Source organism: Lelliottia sp. AC1 (assembly GCF_023278595.1).
In the GTDB taxonomy this organism is placed as follows: Bacteria; Pseudomonadota; Gammaproteobacteria; order Enterobacterales; family Enterobacteriaceae; genus Enterobacter; species Enterobacter nimipressuralis.
The window spans coordinates 749,423-766,988 of record NZ_CP025699.1 but is presented as its reverse complement, the minus strand read 5'-3'; the positions used below and the strand labels follow the sequence as shown (position 1 = coordinate 766,988).

The following is a 17,566-nucleotide window of genomic DNA, read 5'->3' as shown; positions in this document are numbered from 1 at the left end:
AAAAAGTATGAAGAACTGGAAAACGCTGCTGCTCGGTATCGCTATGGTTGCGAACACCAGCTTTGCCGCGCCACAGGTTGTTGATAAAGTCGCCGCCGTGGTGAACAACGGTGTAGTACTTGAAAGCGACGTAAATGGCTTAATGCAATCTGTGAAGCTCAATTCGGGTGAAGCAGGTCAGCAACTTCCAGATGACGCGACGCTGCGTCATCAGATCCTCGAGCGTTTGATCATGGATCAGATCGTGCTGCAGATGGGTCAGAAAATGGGTGTGAAGGTGACCGATCAGCAGCTCGATGAAGCGATCGCCAACATTTCTAAGCAAAACAACATGACCCTCGATCAGATGCGCAGCCGTCTGGCCTACGATGGGATCAGCTATGCGACCTACCGCAACCAGATCCGCAAAGAGATGCTGATCTCTGAAGTGCGCAACAACGAAGTGCGTCGCCGCGTATCGATCCTGCCGCAGGAAGTGGATCAACTCGCGAAGCAGGTGGGCAACCAGAATGATGCCAGCACCGAACTGAACCTGAGCCACATTCTGATTCCACTGCCAGAAAACCCGACTTCCGATCAGACTGCTGAAGCGGAAAGCCAGGCACGTTCTATCGTGGATCAGGCGCGTAACGGCGGTGACTTCGGCAAACTGGCGATCAGCTACTCCGCTGACCAGCAGGCGCTGAAAGGCGGCCAGATGGGCTGGGGTCGTATTCAGGAGCTGCCGTCTATTTTTGCGCAGGCGCTGAGCACTGCGAAGAAAGGCGATGTCATCGGTCCTATCCGCTCCGGTGTCGGCTTCCATATTCTGAAAGTGAACGATATGCGCGGTCAGAGCCAGAGTATTTCCGTCACGGAAGTGCATGCTCGCCACATCCTGCTTAAGCCGTCACCGATTATGACCGACGACCAGGCGCGCGTGAAACTGGAGCAGATTGCTGCCGATATTAAGAGCGGTAAAACCTCCTTCGCCAATGCGGCGAAAGAGTTCTCTCAGGATCCCGGCTCTGCGAATCAGGGCGGCGATCTGGGCTGGGCGGCTGCGGATATCTACGATCCTGCCTTCCGCGATGCGCTGATGAAGCTGAACAAAGGCCAGATGAGCGCCCCGGTTCACTCCTCCTTCGGCTGGCACTTAATCGAACTGATGGATACTCGCAACGTGGATAAAACCGACGCGGCCCAGAAAGACAGAGCCTACCGTATGCTGTTCAACCGTAAATTCTCTGAAGAAGCGGCGACCTGGATGCAGGAACAACGCGCCAGCGCTTACGTGAAAATACTGAGCAACTAATGAAACAACATCGTGTTGTTATCACTCCCGGCGAACCCGCCGGGATTGGTCCTGACCTCGTCGTCCAGCTTGCACAACAGAGCTGGCCGGTGGAACTGGTCGTCTGTGCTGATGCAACACTGTTAAAAGACCGGGCTGAATGGCTCGGTCTGCCTTTAACGCTCCTGCCTTACGACGCCAGCCAAACGCCTGTTCCACAGCAGGCGGGTACCTTAACGCTTCTCCCTGTTGCTCTTCGTGCCCCTGCGCAGCCAGGCCTGCTCAACACCGAAAACGGGCACTACGTTGTCGATACGCTGGCGCGCGCCTGTGATGGTTGCCTGAGCGGTGAATTTGCCGCGTTGATTACCGGTCCGGTACATAAGGGCGTGATTAACGATGCGGGTGTGCCGTTTACTGGCCACACGGAATTCTTTGAAGCGCGCTCCCACAGCGACAATGTGGTCATGATGCTGGCGACGGACGAACTGCGCGTCGCGCTGGTGACGACCCATCTGCCGCTGAAAGCCATTGCAGAGGCGATCACGCCTGCTCTGCTGCGCGACATCATCACCATATTGCATCACGATCTGCAAACCAAATTCGGTATCAAAGCGCCGCATATTCTGGTCTGCGGGCTGAATCCCCACGCGGGTGAAGGCGGGCATATGGGCACGGAAGAGATCGAAACCATCATTCCGGTGCTGGAAGAGATGCGCGCCAAAGGGATGAATCTCAGCGGGCCGCTGCCGGCTGATACCCTTTTCCAGGCTAAATATCTTGATAGTGCGGATGCTGTGCTCGCGATGTACCACGATCAGGGCCTGCCCGTGCTAAAATACCAGGGATTTGGCCGCGCCGTGAACATCACGCTCGGTTTACCCTTTATTCGAACGTCCGTTGACCACGGTACTGCGCTGGATCTGGCAGGAAAAGGCAAAGCGGATGTCGGCAGTTTTATTACGGCGCTTAATCTCGCCATCAAAATGATTGTTAATACTCAATGAATACTAGAGTCCATCAGGGCCACTTAGCCCGCAAACGCTTCGGGCAAAACTTCCTTAACGATCAATTCGTTATCGAAAGCATCGTTTCCGCCATTAATCCACAAAAAGGCCAGGCGATGGTCGAAATCGGTCCGGGCCTTGCCGCGCTGACCGAGCCGGTGGGTGAACGCCTCGACGAAATGACGGTTATCGAGCTGGACCGCGATCTGGCGGCCCGTCTGCAAACGCATCCGTTCCTCGGTCCTAAGCTGACGATTTACCAGCAGGACGCCATGACCATGAACTTCGCCGAGCTCTCCGAGAAGCTGGGCCAGCCGCTGCGCGTGTTCGGTAACCTGCCGTATAACATCTCTACGCCGCTGATGTTCCATCTGTTTAGCTATACTGATGCCATTGCAGACATGCACTTCATGCTGCAAAAAGAGGTCGTCAACCGACTGGTTGCAGGGCCGAACAGTAAAGCGTATGGTCGATTAAGCGTAATGGCGCAATACTATTGCCAGATTATCCCGGTACTCGAAGTGCCACCGACCGCCTTTACCCCGGCGCCAAAAGTGGAATCTGCGGTAGTGCGTCTGGTCCCCCATGCCGTGATGCCGTACCCGGTCAAAGAGCTGCGCGTACTGAGCCGCATCACCACGGAGGCCTTTAACCAGCGCCGTAAAACGATTCGCAACAGCCTGGGTAACTCGTTTACCGTTGAGGTGTTGACCGAATTAGGTATCGATCCGGCAATGCGTGCGGAAAATATTTCCGTTGAGCAGTACTGTAAGTTGGCTAATTACATCAGCGACAACGCACCGCCAAAGGAGAGCTAAGCCATGATTGATTCGCCCCGCGTATGTGTTCAGGTGCAAAGCGTTTACGTCGAGTCTCAGTCCACACCGGACGACGAGCGTTTTGTTTTTGCTTACACCGTAACCATTCGCAATCTGGGGCGGATGCCTGTGCAACTGCTCGGGCGCTACTGGCTTATCACCAACGGCAATGGCCGTGAAATTGAAGTCCAGGGTGAAGGTGTGGTGGGAGAACAACCTCACATCGCCCCTGGCGAAGAGTATCAGTACACCAGCGGTGCCGTCATAGAGACACCGATGGGCACCATGCAAGGCCATTATGAAATGGTCGATCCAGACGGCAATACCTTCCGTATTGCCGTGCCTGTTTTCCGTCTCGCCGTTCCTACATTCATTCACTAAAAAAATGTCTACATATCTCATTGGCGACGTTCACGGTTGCTACGATGAACTGATCGCATTGCTAAAACAGGTCGATTTTACGCCTGGACAAGACACCCTCTGGTTGACGGGCGATTTAGTGGCGCGCGGCCCTGGGTCGCTGGATGTCTTACGCTTCGTCAAATCGCTGGGCGACAGCGTGCGTGTGGTGCTGGGCAATCACGATCTGCATCTGCTGGCGGTGTTTGCCGGAATCAGCCGCAACAAGCCTAAAGACCGCATCACGCCGCTGCTTGAAGCACCCGATGCCGACGAGCTGCTCAACTGGCTGCGTCGTCAGCCTTTGCTGCAGGTCGACGAAGAGAAAAAACTGGTTATGGCCCATGCCGGGATCACCCCGCAGTGGGATCTGCAGACCGCCAAAGAGTGCGCGCGTGACGTCGAAGCGGTGCTGGCAAGCGACTCCTATCCGTTCTTCCTCGACGCGATGTATGGTGATATGCCGAACAACTGGAGCCCGGAGTTAAGCGGTCTGGCGCGCCTGCGCTTCGTGACCAATGCCTTTACCCGCATGCGCTACTGCTTCCCGAACGGTCAGCTGGATATGTACTGCAAAGACACGCCGGAAAACGCCCCTGCGCCGCTAAAACCCTGGTTTGCCATTCCTGGCCCGGTGACGGATGAGTACAGCGTTGTGTTTGGCCACTGGGCATCGCTGGAAGGCAAAGGCACGCCGGAGAACATTTACGGGCTGGATACGGGATGCTGCTGGGGCGGAGATTTAACCTGCCTGCGCTGGGAAGATAAGCACTATTTTGTGCAGCCGTCGAACCGGCATCTGGATTTAGGGGATGGCGAGGCGGTTGCCTCCTGATATTAATGCCGGATAGTGGCGGCTTTGCCTTATCCGGCTTATGTTCAGGTCGTAAAACCCCGGTCAGCGAAGCGCCACCGGGGAATAAGACTTAACGACGTTCTAAAACTTCGAAGCAGTAGCTGTGCGAGTTCTGCGCATCAGCGTCGTGGAATTCGCTGAAGACAGATTCCCACTCGTCAGGATCGTAGTCAGGGAAATGCGTATCCCCTTCCACTTCTGCGTCAATGTGGGTCAGGTAGAGCTTCTGTGCTTTTGGCAGGAACTGCTCGTAAACACGTCCCCCACCAATCACCATAATCTCTTCCGCGTCGCCACAGGCGGCAATCGCGTCGTCGACGGATTTTACCCATTCAACGCGATCGTCCGTGCCCGGCTGGCTACTGATAACGATGTTTTTACGACCCGGTAGCGGGCGACCGATTGACTCCCAGGTCAGGCGGCCCATCACTACCGGCTTGTTTAGCGTGGTGCGTTTAAACCATGCCAGATCGGCAGGCAGGTTCCACGGCATGGCGTTTTCCATACCGATAACGCGGTCTACCGCCAGCGCTGCAATCAGACTGATCATTGAAAATTTCCCGGATGCAAAAAATTGCCGCCACTATACGGAAAGCTTAATCTTTCGTCGACTGGCGGCAGAGTAAAGAACGGGAAATATTTCAATATTGCTGGCAACTCCTCTTCACGCGACAGGTTTACTCTCTGGCTCATCCTTCGGATCGCCAGTATGTTTACCCTCTTCCGTGCCTTGCCAACCGTGACGCTGGGTCAACGACAGGTGATTACGGTCTTCGTTGATGATCTCTGTCAGCATCGCGCTGGTGCGTTTCACGGCGGCGGCGCGGGACGTAGAATCATCATCGGCCATCTCAACCATCTCTTCGACCATATCGGTGTTAAAACGACGGAACAGATCGGCGCGCTCACGCGCTTCATAGGCGCCAAGCCCCAAACCTTCCAGCGCCATACGCCCGGATTTTAGCGCCCCTTCGAATGTTTCACGCTCTGGCGCGTCCACCCCCGCCTGACGCAGCTTGATGTAATGGTCCACGTCGCGCGCCCGGGAGATGATTTTCAGGTTAGGGAAATGCTCCATGGCCAGTTCAGCTAACTGCAGGCTGGCCTGCGGATCGTCAATCGCATTGATCAGCACTTCGGCTTTCGCCGCTCCGGCGGACTCCAGCAGATCGACACGTGTCGCATCGCCGTAGAATACCTTCATACCGAATTTACGCAGGGTTTCGATATGGTCGGGATCGTGATCCAGAATGACCATTTTCACACCGCTGGAGAGCAGCAAACGGCCGGCGATCTGCCCGAAGCGGCCAAACCCGGCGATAATCACCCGCGGCTGTTCTTCGTCAATCTCATCGGCTTCGCGATCCTGCCCGCTGCCTGATTGTTCAAGACGCGTCAGGAGCACCAGCAGAATCGGCGTGGCGGCCATCGACAGCGCCACTGCCAGCGTCAGCGCTTTCGCCCACTCCGTATCCAGCACGTTCGCCATCTGCGCCGCGCCAAACACCACGAAGGCGAACTCGCTCCCCTGCCCCAGCAGCACGGCAAACCAGCGGCGCTGTTTATTCGGCACATTCAGCGGACGGGCGATCAGCCACAACATCCCCATTTTGATCACCAGGAAACCGGCCAGCAGAATGAGAATGCGCAGCGGGTGCGTCACCAGCGTCCCAAAGTCGATAGACATCCCGACGCCGATGAAAAACAGCCCCAGCAGCAGGCCCTTGAAGGGTTCGATATCGCTTTCAAGCGCATGTCGGTATTCGGAGCTGGCCAGCAGCACACCCGCCAGGAAAGCGCCCATCGCCATCGACAGACCGGCCTCCTCAAGCAGCAAACCAAAACCGAAGACCAGGAACAGCGCCACGGCGCTGAACACTTCGCGCAGGCCGGATCGAGCCACAAAGCGCAGCAGCGGACGGGTCACATAGCGCCCTAACAAAATCACCAGCGCCAGCGCGCCCGCCACCTTTAGCGCCGACAGGGCAAAAGCCCCCAGCGTGGTGGACGAACCGCTCGCCGCCAGCAGCGGAATCATCGCCACCAGCGGAATGGCGGCAATATCCTGGAACAGTAAAACGGAAAACGTGCTGCGCCCCATCTGGGAAACCGTCAGGTTACGCTCATTCATCGCCTGCATGGCAATCGCCGTCGAGGAGAGCGCAAGGGTCATCCCGATAAGCTCGGCCACCTTCCAGTCCATCCCGAGCAGCATACAGAAGCCGCCCAGTAGTGCGCCGCAGGCGATCATCTGCAGTGCGCCACCGCCGAATACCGAGGCGCGCAGTTTCCACAGACGCTGCGGATCGAGTTCCAGACCAATGACAAACAGCATCAGCACTACGCCGATCTCAGCGAAGTGCAAAATGGACTCAGCGTCCGTGACCAGCCCCAGCCCCCACGGGCCGATGGCGCAACCGGCAATCAAATAGCCGAGAACCGATCCCAGCCCCAGACGCACGGCAACCGGAACAATCAGCGCAGCGGCCCCCAGGTAGATCAGCGCCTGTATTAGCGTATGGCTATCCATGGTGGTGCTCCTGCCAGTCGAGTAAACGTTGTTTATAGTGACGCGCCTGTGCCTGTAGTGTTTCGTCGTCACAGACAAAGGTGCAGTGCATGGCGAAAGGCGGCAGCCACTGCAATCCGCAGTAGATTGCCGTCGCCTGCAGCGGCTGAGACAGCACCTCAAACCCTGGATGTTCGCCGATTTCGAAATGGCTTTCACCGCCGCCGGTGGTAACGGCCCACATCAGGCTTTTACCTTTTAGCGCGTGGCCGTTGTGCCCGTACGCCCAGCCGTGGGAGAAGACTTTGTCGATCCACAGTTTGAGCAGCGGCGGCGTGCTGTACCACTGCATGGGATGCTGCCAGACGATAAGATCCGCGCGGGAGATGGCCTCCTGTTCGGCGGCGATATCGATGTTGAAGTCAGGATAGAGTTGATAGAGGGAGCGTATCTCAACGCCGTCGATTTCCCTGGCTTGTTCAAGCATCCGCTTATTCGCGTGCGAGTGCTGCGGATAAGGATGCGCATAAATTATCAGAATCATTCGGAGCTCTTAACGAGAGGAACATCTGATCAAGCATATCCCATTGGCGGTAAAACAAAAACGAGATACATAAGCCCGGTTAATATGACAGAGACGTCACCGCATTCCGTGATGATGCTGGCGGCAAATCGGACACAGCGACGCTTGCGGGTGCCAGGCATAAAATGGGCGGGAGCACGCCGGGCATGACGTCTCAAACAGAGCGTGAACGACAGGAGCCGCTCTCCCCGTCGCAGGCGCGATGGAAATGGCATCGACAGGGCAGACCGCCTCGCACGCTTTACAGCCGTGACACTGCCGGGCATCGAGGGTAAAGGAACCTGCCTTGAGCACGACGGCTTTTGGGGAACAGACCCGGCTGCACGCCGCGCAGGCCACACACGTTTCAGTGTCGAGATGCAGCGAAAACTGATGATACTGCGGAAATGCCTTTGAAAGCAGCTCCACCGCGACCGAAACGCCCTTCTCCAGACCAGACAAACGGCGGCGCCCACGATTGAGGGGCGCGTGCTGCGGCGGATAAATTTGCCAGGTTGGCTCATCCAGCTCGCGCAGTTTTAAATTGAGCGCCGCGATAGCAACGCCCCAGTGAGGATGTTCATCCAGATCGATTTCGACGCCACGAATATGATGCTGGACATGCCACGGCAACAGTTCATTGATTTCAGGTGCAATGGATGTGAAAGGTGCGATTAAGCGTTGCGCGCTGAGGTGTCTTCGGGGCGGCTCCAGGTGCGCAATGGCCTCCACGGGGCAGACGAACAGACAACGCCCACAGCCCAGGCAAAGATCTTGGTTCAGCGCCGCGCCCTCACTGGTGATACTCAGCGCACCTGCCGGACAGGTGTCAACGCAGGCACGGCAGGTTGCACGTCGAAGCGAGCGGCGTAAACATGACTCGCCCACCGCAGGAGGCGGTGGGGAGTCAGCGAAAGCAAAACGAAACATCAGTGAATGCTAAAGAACGCAAAGCGCAGCAGGACTTCTGCTACCAGCAGTAACACGCCCCCTACATACAGCCACACCTGGCGCCGGCCAAGTGCGCCATATGCAAAGGCCAGCATGCCGACGACAGAAAGGCTCCAGCCCCATAAACGCAGCTGTGCGGTTGCCTGAAACGCCTCCAGCGGCTGATGCGGGAACGTCAGCGCGTCAGTCAGTCCGGCTCCGGCCAGCCACGACAGGTAAGGCATTTGCGCCAGTAATCGAACGAGAACGGCGGCCACGACCAGCCCCATCATCCAGCGTGTCAGGGAGCTATTACCTAAAGGCAGCACCGCACTCGCCACCACCGCACCGACAATGACGACCGAGCCATAAAACATGACCAGGGTGTTAGCATGCATCCAGGTGATCACCGAAGTATGCATGTAGATTTGGCTCATGCAAAACACATCAACCAGCCCTGCCAGCAGCGCCAACGGCATCAGCACTTTCCACAGCGCACCGTTCATCAGCGAGGCCAAAAAAGCCAACCCGGCGACGGCCAGGAACAGACTGGCAAATACGATTTCCCGGCTTAGCCACGAGCTGCTGAAATGGCGCAGCGCATTGAAGGCGTTAAGCGGATACCCCAGATGGAATACCGATGCCAGCAGGCCAAGTCCGGCCATTACGCAGACGATAAAGACCGGCATACGTGTGCGTTCCGTTGGCATTCGTGCGGAATGACTCTGCGTTGTGCCAGCGCACAGGTTTAAGCTCACAAACAGCGTCAGCCCGACGGCCCCCTGCAGCAGCAGGGTAAACATTAATAGCGGCCACTCATGCATGAGGCTTCTCCTTTTTCTCCGCACCCTGATGCGCTTTGATCACCAGGTTTGGCTGCGTGATCGCCGAATCAGGCAATCCCTTCACATCGCAAAGGTCGCCATATTTTTGGCGTAATTCCTCAATCGGGCCGAACTGAATTGCCCCCAGCGGGCAGGTTGCAACGCAGATCGGCTGCTCGCCCTTAGCCTGCAGATCCACACAAAAATCGCACTTCGACATTTGTCCGGTCTGCTCATTCAGCTGCGGCGCGCCGTAAGGGCAGGACCATGCGCAGTATCCGCAGCCCACGCATTTATCCGTGTTCACCCTGACAATGCCGTCGCCAGGCCGTTTGTGCATCGCGGTGGTTGGGCAATTTTTCGTACAGACAGGATCTGCGCAATGATTGCAGGAGATAGAGAGCGTGTACGCGAAGACATTATTCTGCATGCCTCCCTGCCCCGTAGGCATAAACCCGCCGCCAGTCACTTCGTAAACCCGGCGAAAACGGCGCCCCACGTCCAGATTATTTTTATCTTTGCACGCGACCTGGCAGGCCTTGCAGCCGGAACAGCGTGAAGAATCGATAAAGAACCCGAGCTGCTTATCGCTCACGGGCGCAAAGTCCTTAAACTGACTCATGCTTCGCTACCTCCACCAGCATGGTTTGATGAGAATTCCCTTTCGCCAGCGCCGTAATTCGCGACGAGCTAAGTACGTTGGCACATCCGCCATGATCGATCCCTTGCGCATCGGGCTGCCACCAGGCACCAGCCTGCATAGCGACGACGCCTGGGATAATACGCGGCGTCACTTCCGCCTCTACCAGGCTCACGCCGCGTGCGTTATGAATGCGCACCTTGTCGCCTTGCACGATCCCGCGAGACTCAGCATCCCGTGGGTTAATCCACAGTTTTTGTGCCTGCACCTCCTGCAGCCAGGGGTTAGCGTACTGAGTTGAGTTCGCCCGGTTTTTGCCTTTCCAGGTGATGAGCTGCAAAGGGAACTGCTTCGCTAAAGGATCTTCCGGCCCTTCGTGCGCCGGCACATAGTGGGAAAGCGCCGGAATTTCCGGGTGCTGCATGTCATACAACCGCTTCGAAAAAATTTCGATCTTGCCGGACGGCGTCGGGAAAGGATGGTTATCCGGATCGCGGATGTTCTCCTCAAAGGCCACCCATGGGGCGCTCTTAAACAGATGACGGCGCTGGACCTGCAGTTGTTCAAAGGTCGGGAGATGTTCATCCGGCATCGACAGCCGGGTGTTTTCCCAGATGTGCTCGATCCACTGTTTCTCATCCCGTCCCTGACTGAACTCCGCTTCCACGCCAAGTTTTGCCGCTACTTCGCGCTGCCACTCATAGTCGCTACGGCGCTCAAACTCCGGATCGATGAGCTTTTCTGATAGCACCAGATAATTTGCCGTCCCCCAGGTTTCACCGATATTCCAGCGCTCCATAAAGCTGGTTTCTGGCAAAAGCAGGTCGGCATATTTCGCGCTGGGGCTCATGTAGAGATCGCTGACGACGATAAACTCGATTTTCGATTCGTCCTCAAGCATTTTCACCGTCTGGTTAACGTCCGGGTTTTGGTTCGCCAGATAGTTACCTGCCAGCGAGAACAGGATGCGGATGTTGCTGCTGAGTTTCTCGGCCCCTTTCAGGCCATCGTTCGGGCTGACTTTACTGGCATCTTCCGCCGCCTGGACCCAGTTCATGATCGAGATACTCTCTTTAACAGGGTTCTCCAGCGTTTCGGTGCCGGTGGTGAATTTTCGGTTGGCACATCCGCCGTAGCCCGCGGCCCAGCCGCCCATCACGCCGACATTACCGGTCAGCGTGGCTAGCAGCGTGGAGCCTCTGGCGGTACGTTCACCGCAGTTATGTCGTTGCGGACCCCAGCCCTGAATCAGCGCCGCCGGTTTGGTGGTGGCGTAATCGCGCGCCAGCTGGCGAATCGTCTGCGCGGGAACGTGGGTGATTTTCTCGGCCCATTCGGGGGTCTTCACCACGCCGTCTTTTTTCCCCATCAGATAGGCCATCAGCGACTCATTCGCCGGAACGCCCTCTGGCATCGAATCCTCGTCAAAGCCGAGCGTATAACGAGCGATAAAGTTTTTGTCGTGCAGATCCTCGCTGATGATGACGTACATCATCGCATCCATCAGCGCATTGTCGGTCGTCGGCAGCAGCGGGATCCACTCATCCGCCAGCGACGACGTGGTGTCAGAATAGCGGGGATCAACCACGATGAAGCGGGTGCCGTTTTGCTTCATCTGCTGGAAATAGTGGTTGGTGTGACCAAAAATCGTCTCGGTAGGGTTGTGCCCCCAGAGGATCACCAGCGGGGTGTCTTTCAGGGTATCGAGGGAGTTTCCGCTGGCCGCGATGCCGTAAGTGTACGGCGTGGCCGCCACGGTATTTCCGAGGCTGACGGAGTGGTAGTACGAGAGATACCCGCCGGTCAGATTCAGCAGGCGTTTCATCATCCCGTCGCCGGAAAACGCCCCGCCGCTGGTGGCGGTATTGTTATGCATAAACCGCGACGCCGGGCCATATTTCGCCGTGATCCGCGTGAGGTTATCCGCAATCATCGTCGTGGCTTCATCCCAGGAGATGCGCTCGAACTTCCCTTCCCCGCGCTTGCCCACGCGTTTCATCGGGTATTTGAGACGATCGGGATGATAGACGAATTTACGGTATCCACGACCACGCACGCAGGCGCGCATAATCGGCATATCAGGATCGAGTTCGTTATCGGGGCGAGTGGTGATTCGTGTGACAACGCCCTCTGAAACATGAGCGCGAATATCACATTTTCCGCCGCAGTCGAAGGTGCTGCAGGTTGCGACCACTTTTTCCATCGACGGTGAGTCCGGCACGACGGCAGTCGTGTCTGCGACATCAGCGGAACGTGCAGTGCGGGATACAAAAGGAAGGGTCAGGAGTAAAGAACCCGATTTGAGGACGTTACGCCGTGAAATTTCTAAACCTTGCTTATCTGGTGCTTTTTGATGTTCTTCCATAATCACTCTCCATTTTTCAGAGCGTGATTCTCGCTTACCTCCTAAGGATTACGGTTGATATTCGTCAAGGATTAGATACAGCGGCGAAGCGCCGCTGTAAGAAAAAAAATGAATGAGAATTAGTTATCTAATTCACTCATGTTCTTAACCTGATCGCGGTTAATTTGCTCGGTTTTACCGGTTTGTGCATTTTTATAGGAAACCAGACCGGTGTCGTCATCGACCTGTGGTTTACCGTCGGTGACGATGGTTCTGCCATCCGTGGTTTCCACTGCCTGGTTAGATGAACAACCAGCAACGGTGAAGAGAGCTGCGGCAGCAAAAATTGAGGTGGCCAGAAGTTTATTTCGCATGGTGTTCTCCCTGCTTTTCAGTTGAATTTAATTATCGACCTAACCATTTTAGGCTAACTGACTGAAGAGAGATGGAAAACCAGAAGACTCTGAAGTGGAACAAAGAGGCGTTTATTGTAGGCGGGTAAGCGAAACGCCACCCGCCAGAGGCTTGCGCGAACAAAAACGTGCCGGGTGACAGCTTCGCCTTACCCGGCCTGCAACACTGTTACTTGTTAATCTGCGCGTGCATTTCCTGCACCGAAATCACTTTCTCGGTGGCATCCGCGTTCAGCGCCATGGCTGTCGCGAAACCGCCGTTCAGGGTGGTGTCGTAATGCACTTTGTACTGCAGCGCGCTGCGGCGAATCAGCTTGGAGTCTTCAATCGCCTGACGACCTGCGGTGGTGTTGATGATGTAGGTGTACTCGCCATTCTTGATACGGTCCTGAATGTGCGGACGACCTTCATGCACCTTGTTGACCAGACGCGGGTTGATACCGGCTTCACCCAGCACGATAGCCGTACCGTGGGTGGCATCCAGTTCAAAGCCCTGTTTCAGCAGTTTCGCTGCCAGGTCAACCACACGTTCTTTATCCCCTTCACGCACGGAGAGCAGCGCGCGGCCCTGCTTTCTCATGGTTGAGCTGCTGCCCAGCTGCGCTTTAGCGAAGGCTTCTGCGAAGGTACGACCCACACCCATAACTTCACCTGTGGAGCGCATTTCTGGCCCTAACAGCGGGTCAACGCCCGGGAATTTGTTGAACGGCAGCACCACCTCTTTCACCGAGTAGTACGGTGGGATGATCTCTTTGGTGACGCCCTGCTGGGTCAGCGTCTGACCCGCCATCACGCGCGCCGCCACTTTCGCCAGCGGAATACCGGTGGCTTTGGAGACGAACGGTACGGTACGCGCCGCACGCGGGTTGACTTCAATCAGGTAAACTTCGTTGTCTTTCACCGCGAACTGGACGTTCATCAAACCGCGCACCTGCAGCTCGAAGGCCAACTTCTGCACCTGCTGGCGCATCACATCCTGAATTTCCTGGCTCAGGGTGTAGGCTGGCAGAGAACATGCGGAGTCACCGGAGTGTACGCCTGCCTGTTCGATGTGCTCCATGATGCCACCAATCAGCACCATTTCGCCGTCGCAGATGGCATCCACGTCCACTTCTACCGCGTCGTCGAGGAAACGGTCGAGCAGCACTGGCGCATCGTTAGAGACGCTCACTGCCGTCTGGAAGTAGCGACGCAGGTCGGCTTCGTCATAGACGATTTCCATCGCACGGCCGCCCAGCACGTAGGACGGGCGCACCACCAGCGGGTAGCCAATCTCTTTCGCCTTCTCAACCGCCATTTCAATCGCGGTCACAGTGGCGTTCGCCGGTTGTTTCAGCTTCAGACGGTCAACCGCCTGCTGGAAACGCTCGCGGTCTTCCGCGCGGTCAATCGCATCCGGGCTGGTGCCGATAACCGGCACGCCTGCTGCTTCCAGCGCACGCGCCAGTTTCAGCGGGGTCTGGCCGCCGTACTGCACGATAACGCCCTTCGGCTTCTCGATGCGCACGATTTCCAGCACGTCTTCCAGGGTCACCGGCTCGAAATAGAGGCGGTCAGAGGTGTCGTAGTCGGTCGATACGGTTTCCGGGTTACAGTTGACCATGATGGTCTCGTAACCGTCTTCACGCAGCGCCAGAGAGGCGTGTACGCAACAGTAGTCAAACTCGATGCCTTGGCCGATACGGTTTGGACCGCCGCCCAGCACCATAATTTTGTCGCGGTCTACGGACGGATTCGCTTCGCACTCGTCTTCATAAGTGGAGTACATGTAGGCGGTGTCAGTTGCGAACTCGGCGGCGCAGGTGTCCACGCGTTTGTAGACCGGGTGCAGGTTGTACTGGTCACGCAGCTTGCGGATTTCAGATTCACGCACACCCGCCAGTTTAGCCAGACGGGCATCGGCAAAGCCTTTACGCTTCAGCATACGCAGGAAGTCCGCGTCGAGACCGGTGATACCCATCTCAGCCACTTTCTCTTCCAGACGCACCAGCTCTTCAATTTGCACCAGGAACCAGCGGTCGATGTTGGTCAGGTTGAAGACGCCATCCACGGAGAGGCCCGCGCGGAACGCATCGGCGATGTACCAGATACGCTCAGCGCCTGCGTCTTTCAGTTCGCGACGAATTTTGGTCAGCGCTTCCGGGTCATCGAGGCTCACTTTCGGGTCGAAGCCCATTGCGCCCACTTCCAGGCCACGCAGCGCTTTCTGCAGGGATTCCTGCTGAGTGCGGCCAATCGCCATCACTTCGCCGACGGATTTCATCTGGGTCGTCAGACGGTCGTTTGCGCCCGCGAATTTCTCGAAGTTAAAGCGAGGGATTTTGGTCACAACATAGTCGATAGACGGCTCAAACGACGCCGGAGTGCGGCCACCGGTGATGTCGTTCATCAGCTCGTCGAGGGTGTAACCTACCGCCAGTTTCGCCGCCACTTTCGCAATCGGGAAGCCGGTCGCTTTGGATGCCAGCGCCGAGGAGCGTGAAACGCGCGGGTTCATTTCGATAACAATCAGGCGACCGTTTTTCGGGTTCACGGAGAACTGCACGTTAGAACCGCCGGTTTCGACGCCGATTTCACGCAGTACCGCCATCGAGGCGTTACGCATGATTTGATACTCTTTATCGGTCAGCGTCTGGGCTGGCGCGACGGTGATGGAGTCACCGGTGTGGATGCCCATCGCATCGAAGTTTTCGATAGAGCAGACGATGATGCAGTTGTCGTTTTTATCACGCACCACTTCCATCTCGTACTCTTTCCAGCCAATCAGCGACTCATCAATCAGCAGCTCTTTGGTTGGGGACAGATCCAGACCGCGTTCGCAAATCTCTTCGAACTCTTCACGGTTGTAAGCGATACCGCCGCCGGTGCCGCCCATGGTGAAGGACGGACGGATGATGCACGGATAGCCCACGTCAGCGGCAACCGCCAGCGCTTCTTCCATGGTGTGTGCGATGCCGGAGCGCGCGGTGTCGAGGCCGATTTTTTTCATCGCCACGTCGAAACGGCGGCGGTCTTCGGCTTTATCAATCGCGTCGGCGGTGGCACCAATCATCGTCACACCGAATTCCGCCAGCACGCCCTGACGCTCCAGTTCCAGCGCGCAGTTCAGCGCGGTCTGGCCGCCCATGGTTGGCAGTACGGCGTCCGGACGCTCTTTTTCGATGATTTTGCGCACCACTTCCCAGTGAATCGGCTCGATGTAGGTCGCATCGGCCATTTCCGGGTCGGTCATGATGGTGGCTGGGTTAGAGTTCACCAGGATTACGCGGTAACCCTCTTCGCGCAGGGCTTTACACGCCTGTGCGCCGGAGTAGTCGAATTCGCAGGCCTGGCCGATGACAATCGGGCCAGCGCCAAGGATCAGGATGCTTTTTATATCTGTACGTTTTGGCATGGTGTTCTCGGCTCCTGATTATTTAGCGGTCTGACGGTATTGCTCGATAAGTTCGATGAAGTGATCGAACAGCGGCGCGGCATCGTGCGGGCCAGGGCTGGCTTCCGGGTGACCCTGGAAGCTGAACGCCGGTTTGTCGGTGCGATGGATACCCTGCAGGGTATGGTCGAACAGCGACTTGTGGGTGACGCGCAGGTTGGCGGGCATTGACGCCTCATCCACCGCAAAACCGTGGTTTTGCGCGGTAATCATCACCGTGTTGTTGTCGATATCTTTCACCGGGTGGTTTCCACCGTGGTGACCGAACTTCATCTTGATGGTTTTCGCACCGCTCGCCAGCGCCAGCAGCTGATGGCCGAGGCAGATGCCAAACACCGGAATATCGGTTTCGAGGAAGCGTTTAATCGCTTCAATCGCGTAATCACACGGTGCCGGGTCACCCGGGCCGTTGGAGAGGAAGATGCCATCCGGGTTCATCGCCAGCACGTCTTCGGCCGGGGTTTTCGCCGGAACGACTGTCAGGCGACAGCCGCGATCCACCAGCATGCGCAGGATGTTGCGCTTCGCGCCGTAGTCGTAAGCCACCACGTGGAACGGCAGCTCGTCTTCTTTTTTCGCTTCTGGCAGTTCACCTGCCAGCGTCCAGCTCCCCTGGGTCCAGCTGTAGGCTTCCGCTGTGGTCACTTCTTTCGCCAGATCCATTCCGTTCAGGCCAGGGAAGGCTTTCGCTTTTTCCTGCGCCAGTGCCGCATCCAGGTTGTCGCCTGCGATGATGCAGCCGTTCTGTGCGCCCTTCTCGCGCAGCAAACGGGTCAGCTTACGGGTATCAATATCGGCAATCGCCACGATGTTGTGACGCTTCAGGTAAGAAGAGAGGTCTTCAGTATTGCGGTAGTTGCTGGCAATCAGCGGCAGGTCGCGAATAATCAGACCTTGCGCGTGAACCTGAGAGGATTCTGCATCGGCTTCGTTGGTGCCGACATTACCAATATGAGGATAAGTAAGGGTGACGATTTGGCGGGAATAGGAAGGATCAGTGAGGATTTCTTGATAACCGGTCATTGAAGTATTGAAAACGACTTCCCCAACCGCCGAACCTGTTGCCCCTATGGCCCGACCGATAAACTGGGTTCCGTCTTCCAGAACCAATAGCGCTGACTTAATCAAAACACCCTCCAGAGAATATTCACTCACTTTATCTGCATATTAATTCACAACGACGTTATGAATCAATGCAAATTTGTTTCCCGCGGATTTTCGGCAAACGGCGGCATTCTGGGGATTTAGAGGGGTAAAGTCAACTCAAAATGGCTTTTTTGTTTATTATTTTACGCGGCTTTGGCATTTAACGGAGTTTAAGCCATAAAAAGATCAACAAAATCACGATAGAAAACGTTTGTACGCTGAGTTTAGTGAGATTTGTTGAGGTGGCACAACAAAAACCAGACCAAATGGTCAAAATTTACAGTGCGATAACACAAAAAAGCGAGATAACTGTAACTTTACTCAACAATATTACGAAATCCACTTCAAACAGGCAAAATAAAAGGGCAATAAAATATTGCCCTGTGCAATCAATCAATTAAGACTGCAATAA

Annotated in this window: 15 protein-coding genes; 5 read left to right on the top strand and 10 right to left on the bottom strand. The window is 56.2% G+C overall.

The window, feature by feature from the left end; all coding sequences use genetic code 11:
- The first annotated feature begins 7 nt into the window (after positions 1-7).
- The 5 genes from surA to apaH are packed head-to-tail and all read left to right on the top strand — an operon-like array spanning position 8 to position 4,332.
- On the top strand, positions 8-1,294 hold the full coding sequence (gene surA / locus C0560_RS03645; RefSeq protein WP_123429502.1) for a peptidylprolyl isomerase SurA: 1,287 nt from the start codon (positions 8-10) through the stop codon (positions 1,292-1,294).
- Complete coding sequence (gene pdxA, locus C0560_RS03640; protein WP_248859650.1) at positions 1,294-2,280, top strand: 4-hydroxythreonine-4-phosphate dehydrogenase PdxA; 987 nt, start codon at positions 1,294-1,296, stop codon at positions 2,278-2,280. The genes surA and pdxA overlap by 1 nt, the downstream gene beginning before the upstream one ends.
- Positions 2,277-3,098 carry a 16S rRNA (adenine(1518)-N(6)/adenine(1519)-N(6))-dimethyltransferase RsmA gene (gene rsmA / locus C0560_RS03635; RefSeq protein WP_100777673.1) on the top strand — a complete coding sequence of 274 codons (822 nt, stop codon included), beginning with the start codon at positions 2,277-2,279 and terminating at the stop codon, positions 3,096-3,098. Before pdxA ends, rsmA begins: the two co-directional genes overlap by 4 nt.
- Before the next feature lie 3 nt (positions 3,099-3,101).
- Positions 3,102-3,479: a Co2+/Mg2+ efflux protein ApaG gene (gene apaG / locus C0560_RS03630; protein WP_100777674.1), complete on the top strand. Its 378-nt coding sequence runs from the start codon at positions 3,102-3,104 to the stop codon at positions 3,477-3,479.
- Between the two features lie 4 nt (positions 3,480-3,483).
- Positions 3,484-4,332 (top strand): bis(5'-nucleosyl)-tetraphosphatase (symmetrical) ApaH, encoded by an 849-nt coding sequence (gene apaH, locus C0560_RS03625; protein ID WP_248859649.1) that lies wholly within the window; start codon positions 3,484-3,486, stop codon positions 4,330-4,332.
- 91 nt (positions 4,333-4,423) lie between these two features.
- Here the strand turns inward: apaH and folA are convergent, their stop codons facing one another.
- The 10 genes from folA to carA form a co-directional block, all read right to left on the bottom strand.
- Positions 4,424-4,903, bottom strand: a complete 480-nt coding sequence (folA, locus tag C0560_RS03620; protein ID WP_100777676.1) for a type 3 dihydrofolate reductase — start codon at positions 4,901-4,903, stop codon at positions 4,424-4,426.
- Positions 4,904-5,017: 114 nt separating this feature from the next.
- Positions 5,018-6,883 (bottom strand): glutathione-regulated potassium-efflux system protein KefC, encoded by a 1,866-nt coding sequence (gene kefC / locus C0560_RS03615; protein ID WP_123429505.1) that lies wholly within the window; start codon positions 6,881-6,883, stop codon positions 5,018-5,020.
- Positions 6,876-7,406 carry a glutathione-regulated potassium-efflux system oxidoreductase KefF gene (gene kefF, locus C0560_RS03610; protein ID WP_100777679.1) on the bottom strand — a complete coding sequence of 177 codons (531 nt, stop codon included), beginning with the start codon at positions 7,404-7,406 and terminating at the stop codon, positions 6,876-6,878. Before kefF ends, kefC begins: the two co-directional genes overlap by 8 nt.
- A gap of 96 nt (positions 7,407-7,502) precedes the next feature.
- A complete protein-coding gene (locus tag C0560_RS03605; RefSeq protein WP_248859648.1) occupies positions 7,503-8,354 on the bottom strand; it encodes a 4Fe-4S binding protein in 852 nt (283 codons plus the stop codon).
- A complete protein-coding gene (locus tag C0560_RS03600) occupies positions 8,354-9,178 on the bottom strand; it encodes a DmsC/YnfH family molybdoenzyme membrane anchor subunit (protein ID WP_248859647.1) in 825 nt (274 codons plus the stop codon). The genes C0560_RS03605 and C0560_RS03600 overlap by 1 nt, the downstream gene beginning before the upstream one ends.
- Complete coding sequence (locus C0560_RS03595) at positions 9,171-9,800, bottom strand: DMSO/selenate family reductase complex B subunit (RefSeq protein ID WP_123429508.1); 630 nt, start codon at positions 9,798-9,800, stop codon at positions 9,171-9,173. Before C0560_RS03595 ends, C0560_RS03600 begins: the two co-directional genes overlap by 8 nt.
- Positions 9,787-12,183, bottom strand: coding sequence for a DMSO/selenate family reductase complex A subunit (locus tag C0560_RS03590; protein ID WP_248859646.1), 2,397 nt, complete (start codon positions 12,181-12,183; stop codon positions 9,787-9,789). Before C0560_RS03590 ends, C0560_RS03595 begins: the two co-directional genes overlap by 14 nt.
- A gap of 119 nt (positions 12,184-12,302) precedes the next feature.
- Complete coding sequence (locus C0560_RS03585) at positions 12,303-12,536, bottom strand: YgdI/YgdR family lipoprotein (protein ID WP_100777684.1); 234 nt, start codon at positions 12,534-12,536, stop codon at positions 12,303-12,305.
- A gap of 208 nt (positions 12,537-12,744) precedes the next feature.
- Entirely contained in the window at positions 12,745-15,969 is a 3,225-nt protein-coding gene (carB, locus tag C0560_RS03580) for a carbamoyl-phosphate synthase large subunit (RefSeq protein WP_100777685.1), read from the bottom strand.
- 18 nt (positions 15,970-15,987) lie between these two features.
- Positions 15,988-17,136, bottom strand: a complete 1,149-nt coding sequence (gene carA / locus C0560_RS03575; protein WP_102104569.1) for a glutamine-hydrolyzing carbamoyl-phosphate synthase small subunit — start codon at positions 17,134-17,136, stop codon at positions 15,988-15,990.
- Between the last annotated feature and the right edge of the window lie 430 nt (positions 17,137-17,566).

Coding starts and splice junctions, on each gene's coding strand:
- apaH (WP_248859649.1), top strand. CDS start 3,484: ATGTCTACATATCTCATTGGCGACGTTCACGGTTGCTACGATGAACTG.
- C0560_RS03605 (WP_248859648.1), bottom strand. CDS start 8,354: ATGTTTCGTTTTGCTTTCGCTGACTCCCCACCGCCTCCTGCGGTGGGC.
- surA (WP_123429502.1), top strand. CDS start 8: ATGAAGAACTGGAAAACGCTGCTGCTCGGTATCGCTATGGTTGCGAAC.
- pdxA (WP_248859650.1), top strand. CDS start 1,294: ATGAAACAACATCGTGTTGTTATCACTCCCGGCGAACCCGCCGGGATT.
- rsmA (WP_100777673.1), top strand. CDS start 2,277: ATGAATACTAGAGTCCATCAGGGCCACTTAGCCCGCAAACGCTTCGGG.
- carB (WP_100777685.1), bottom strand. CDS start 15,969: ATGCCAAAACGTACAGATATAAAAAGCATCCTGATCCTTGGCGCTGGC.
- kefF (WP_100777679.1), bottom strand. CDS start 7,406: ATGATTCTGATAATTTATGCGCATCCTTATCCGCAGCACTCGCACGCG.
- C0560_RS03600 (WP_248859647.1), bottom strand. CDS start 9,178: ATGCATGAGTGGCCGCTATTAATGTTTACCCTGCTGCTGCAGGGGGCC.
- folA (WP_100777676.1), bottom strand. CDS start 4,903: ATGATCAGTCTGATTGCAGCGCTGGCGGTAGACCGCGTTATCGGTATG.
- apaG (WP_100777674.1), top strand. CDS start 3,102: ATGATTGATTCGCCCCGCGTATGTGTTCAGGTGCAAAGCGTTTACGTC.
- C0560_RS03595 (WP_123429508.1), bottom strand. CDS start 9,800: ATGAGTCAGTTTAAGGACTTTGCGCCCGTGAGCGATAAGCAGCTCGGG.
- kefC (WP_123429505.1), bottom strand. CDS start 6,883: ATGGATAGCCATACGCTAATACAGGCGCTGATCTACCTGGGGGCCGCT.
- C0560_RS03585 (WP_100777684.1), bottom strand. CDS start 12,536: ATGCGAAATAAACTTCTGGCCACCTCAATTTTTGCTGCCGCAGCTCTC.
- C0560_RS03590 (WP_248859646.1), bottom strand. CDS start 12,183: ATGGAAGAACATCAAAAAGCACCAGATAAGCAAGGTTTAGAAATTTCA.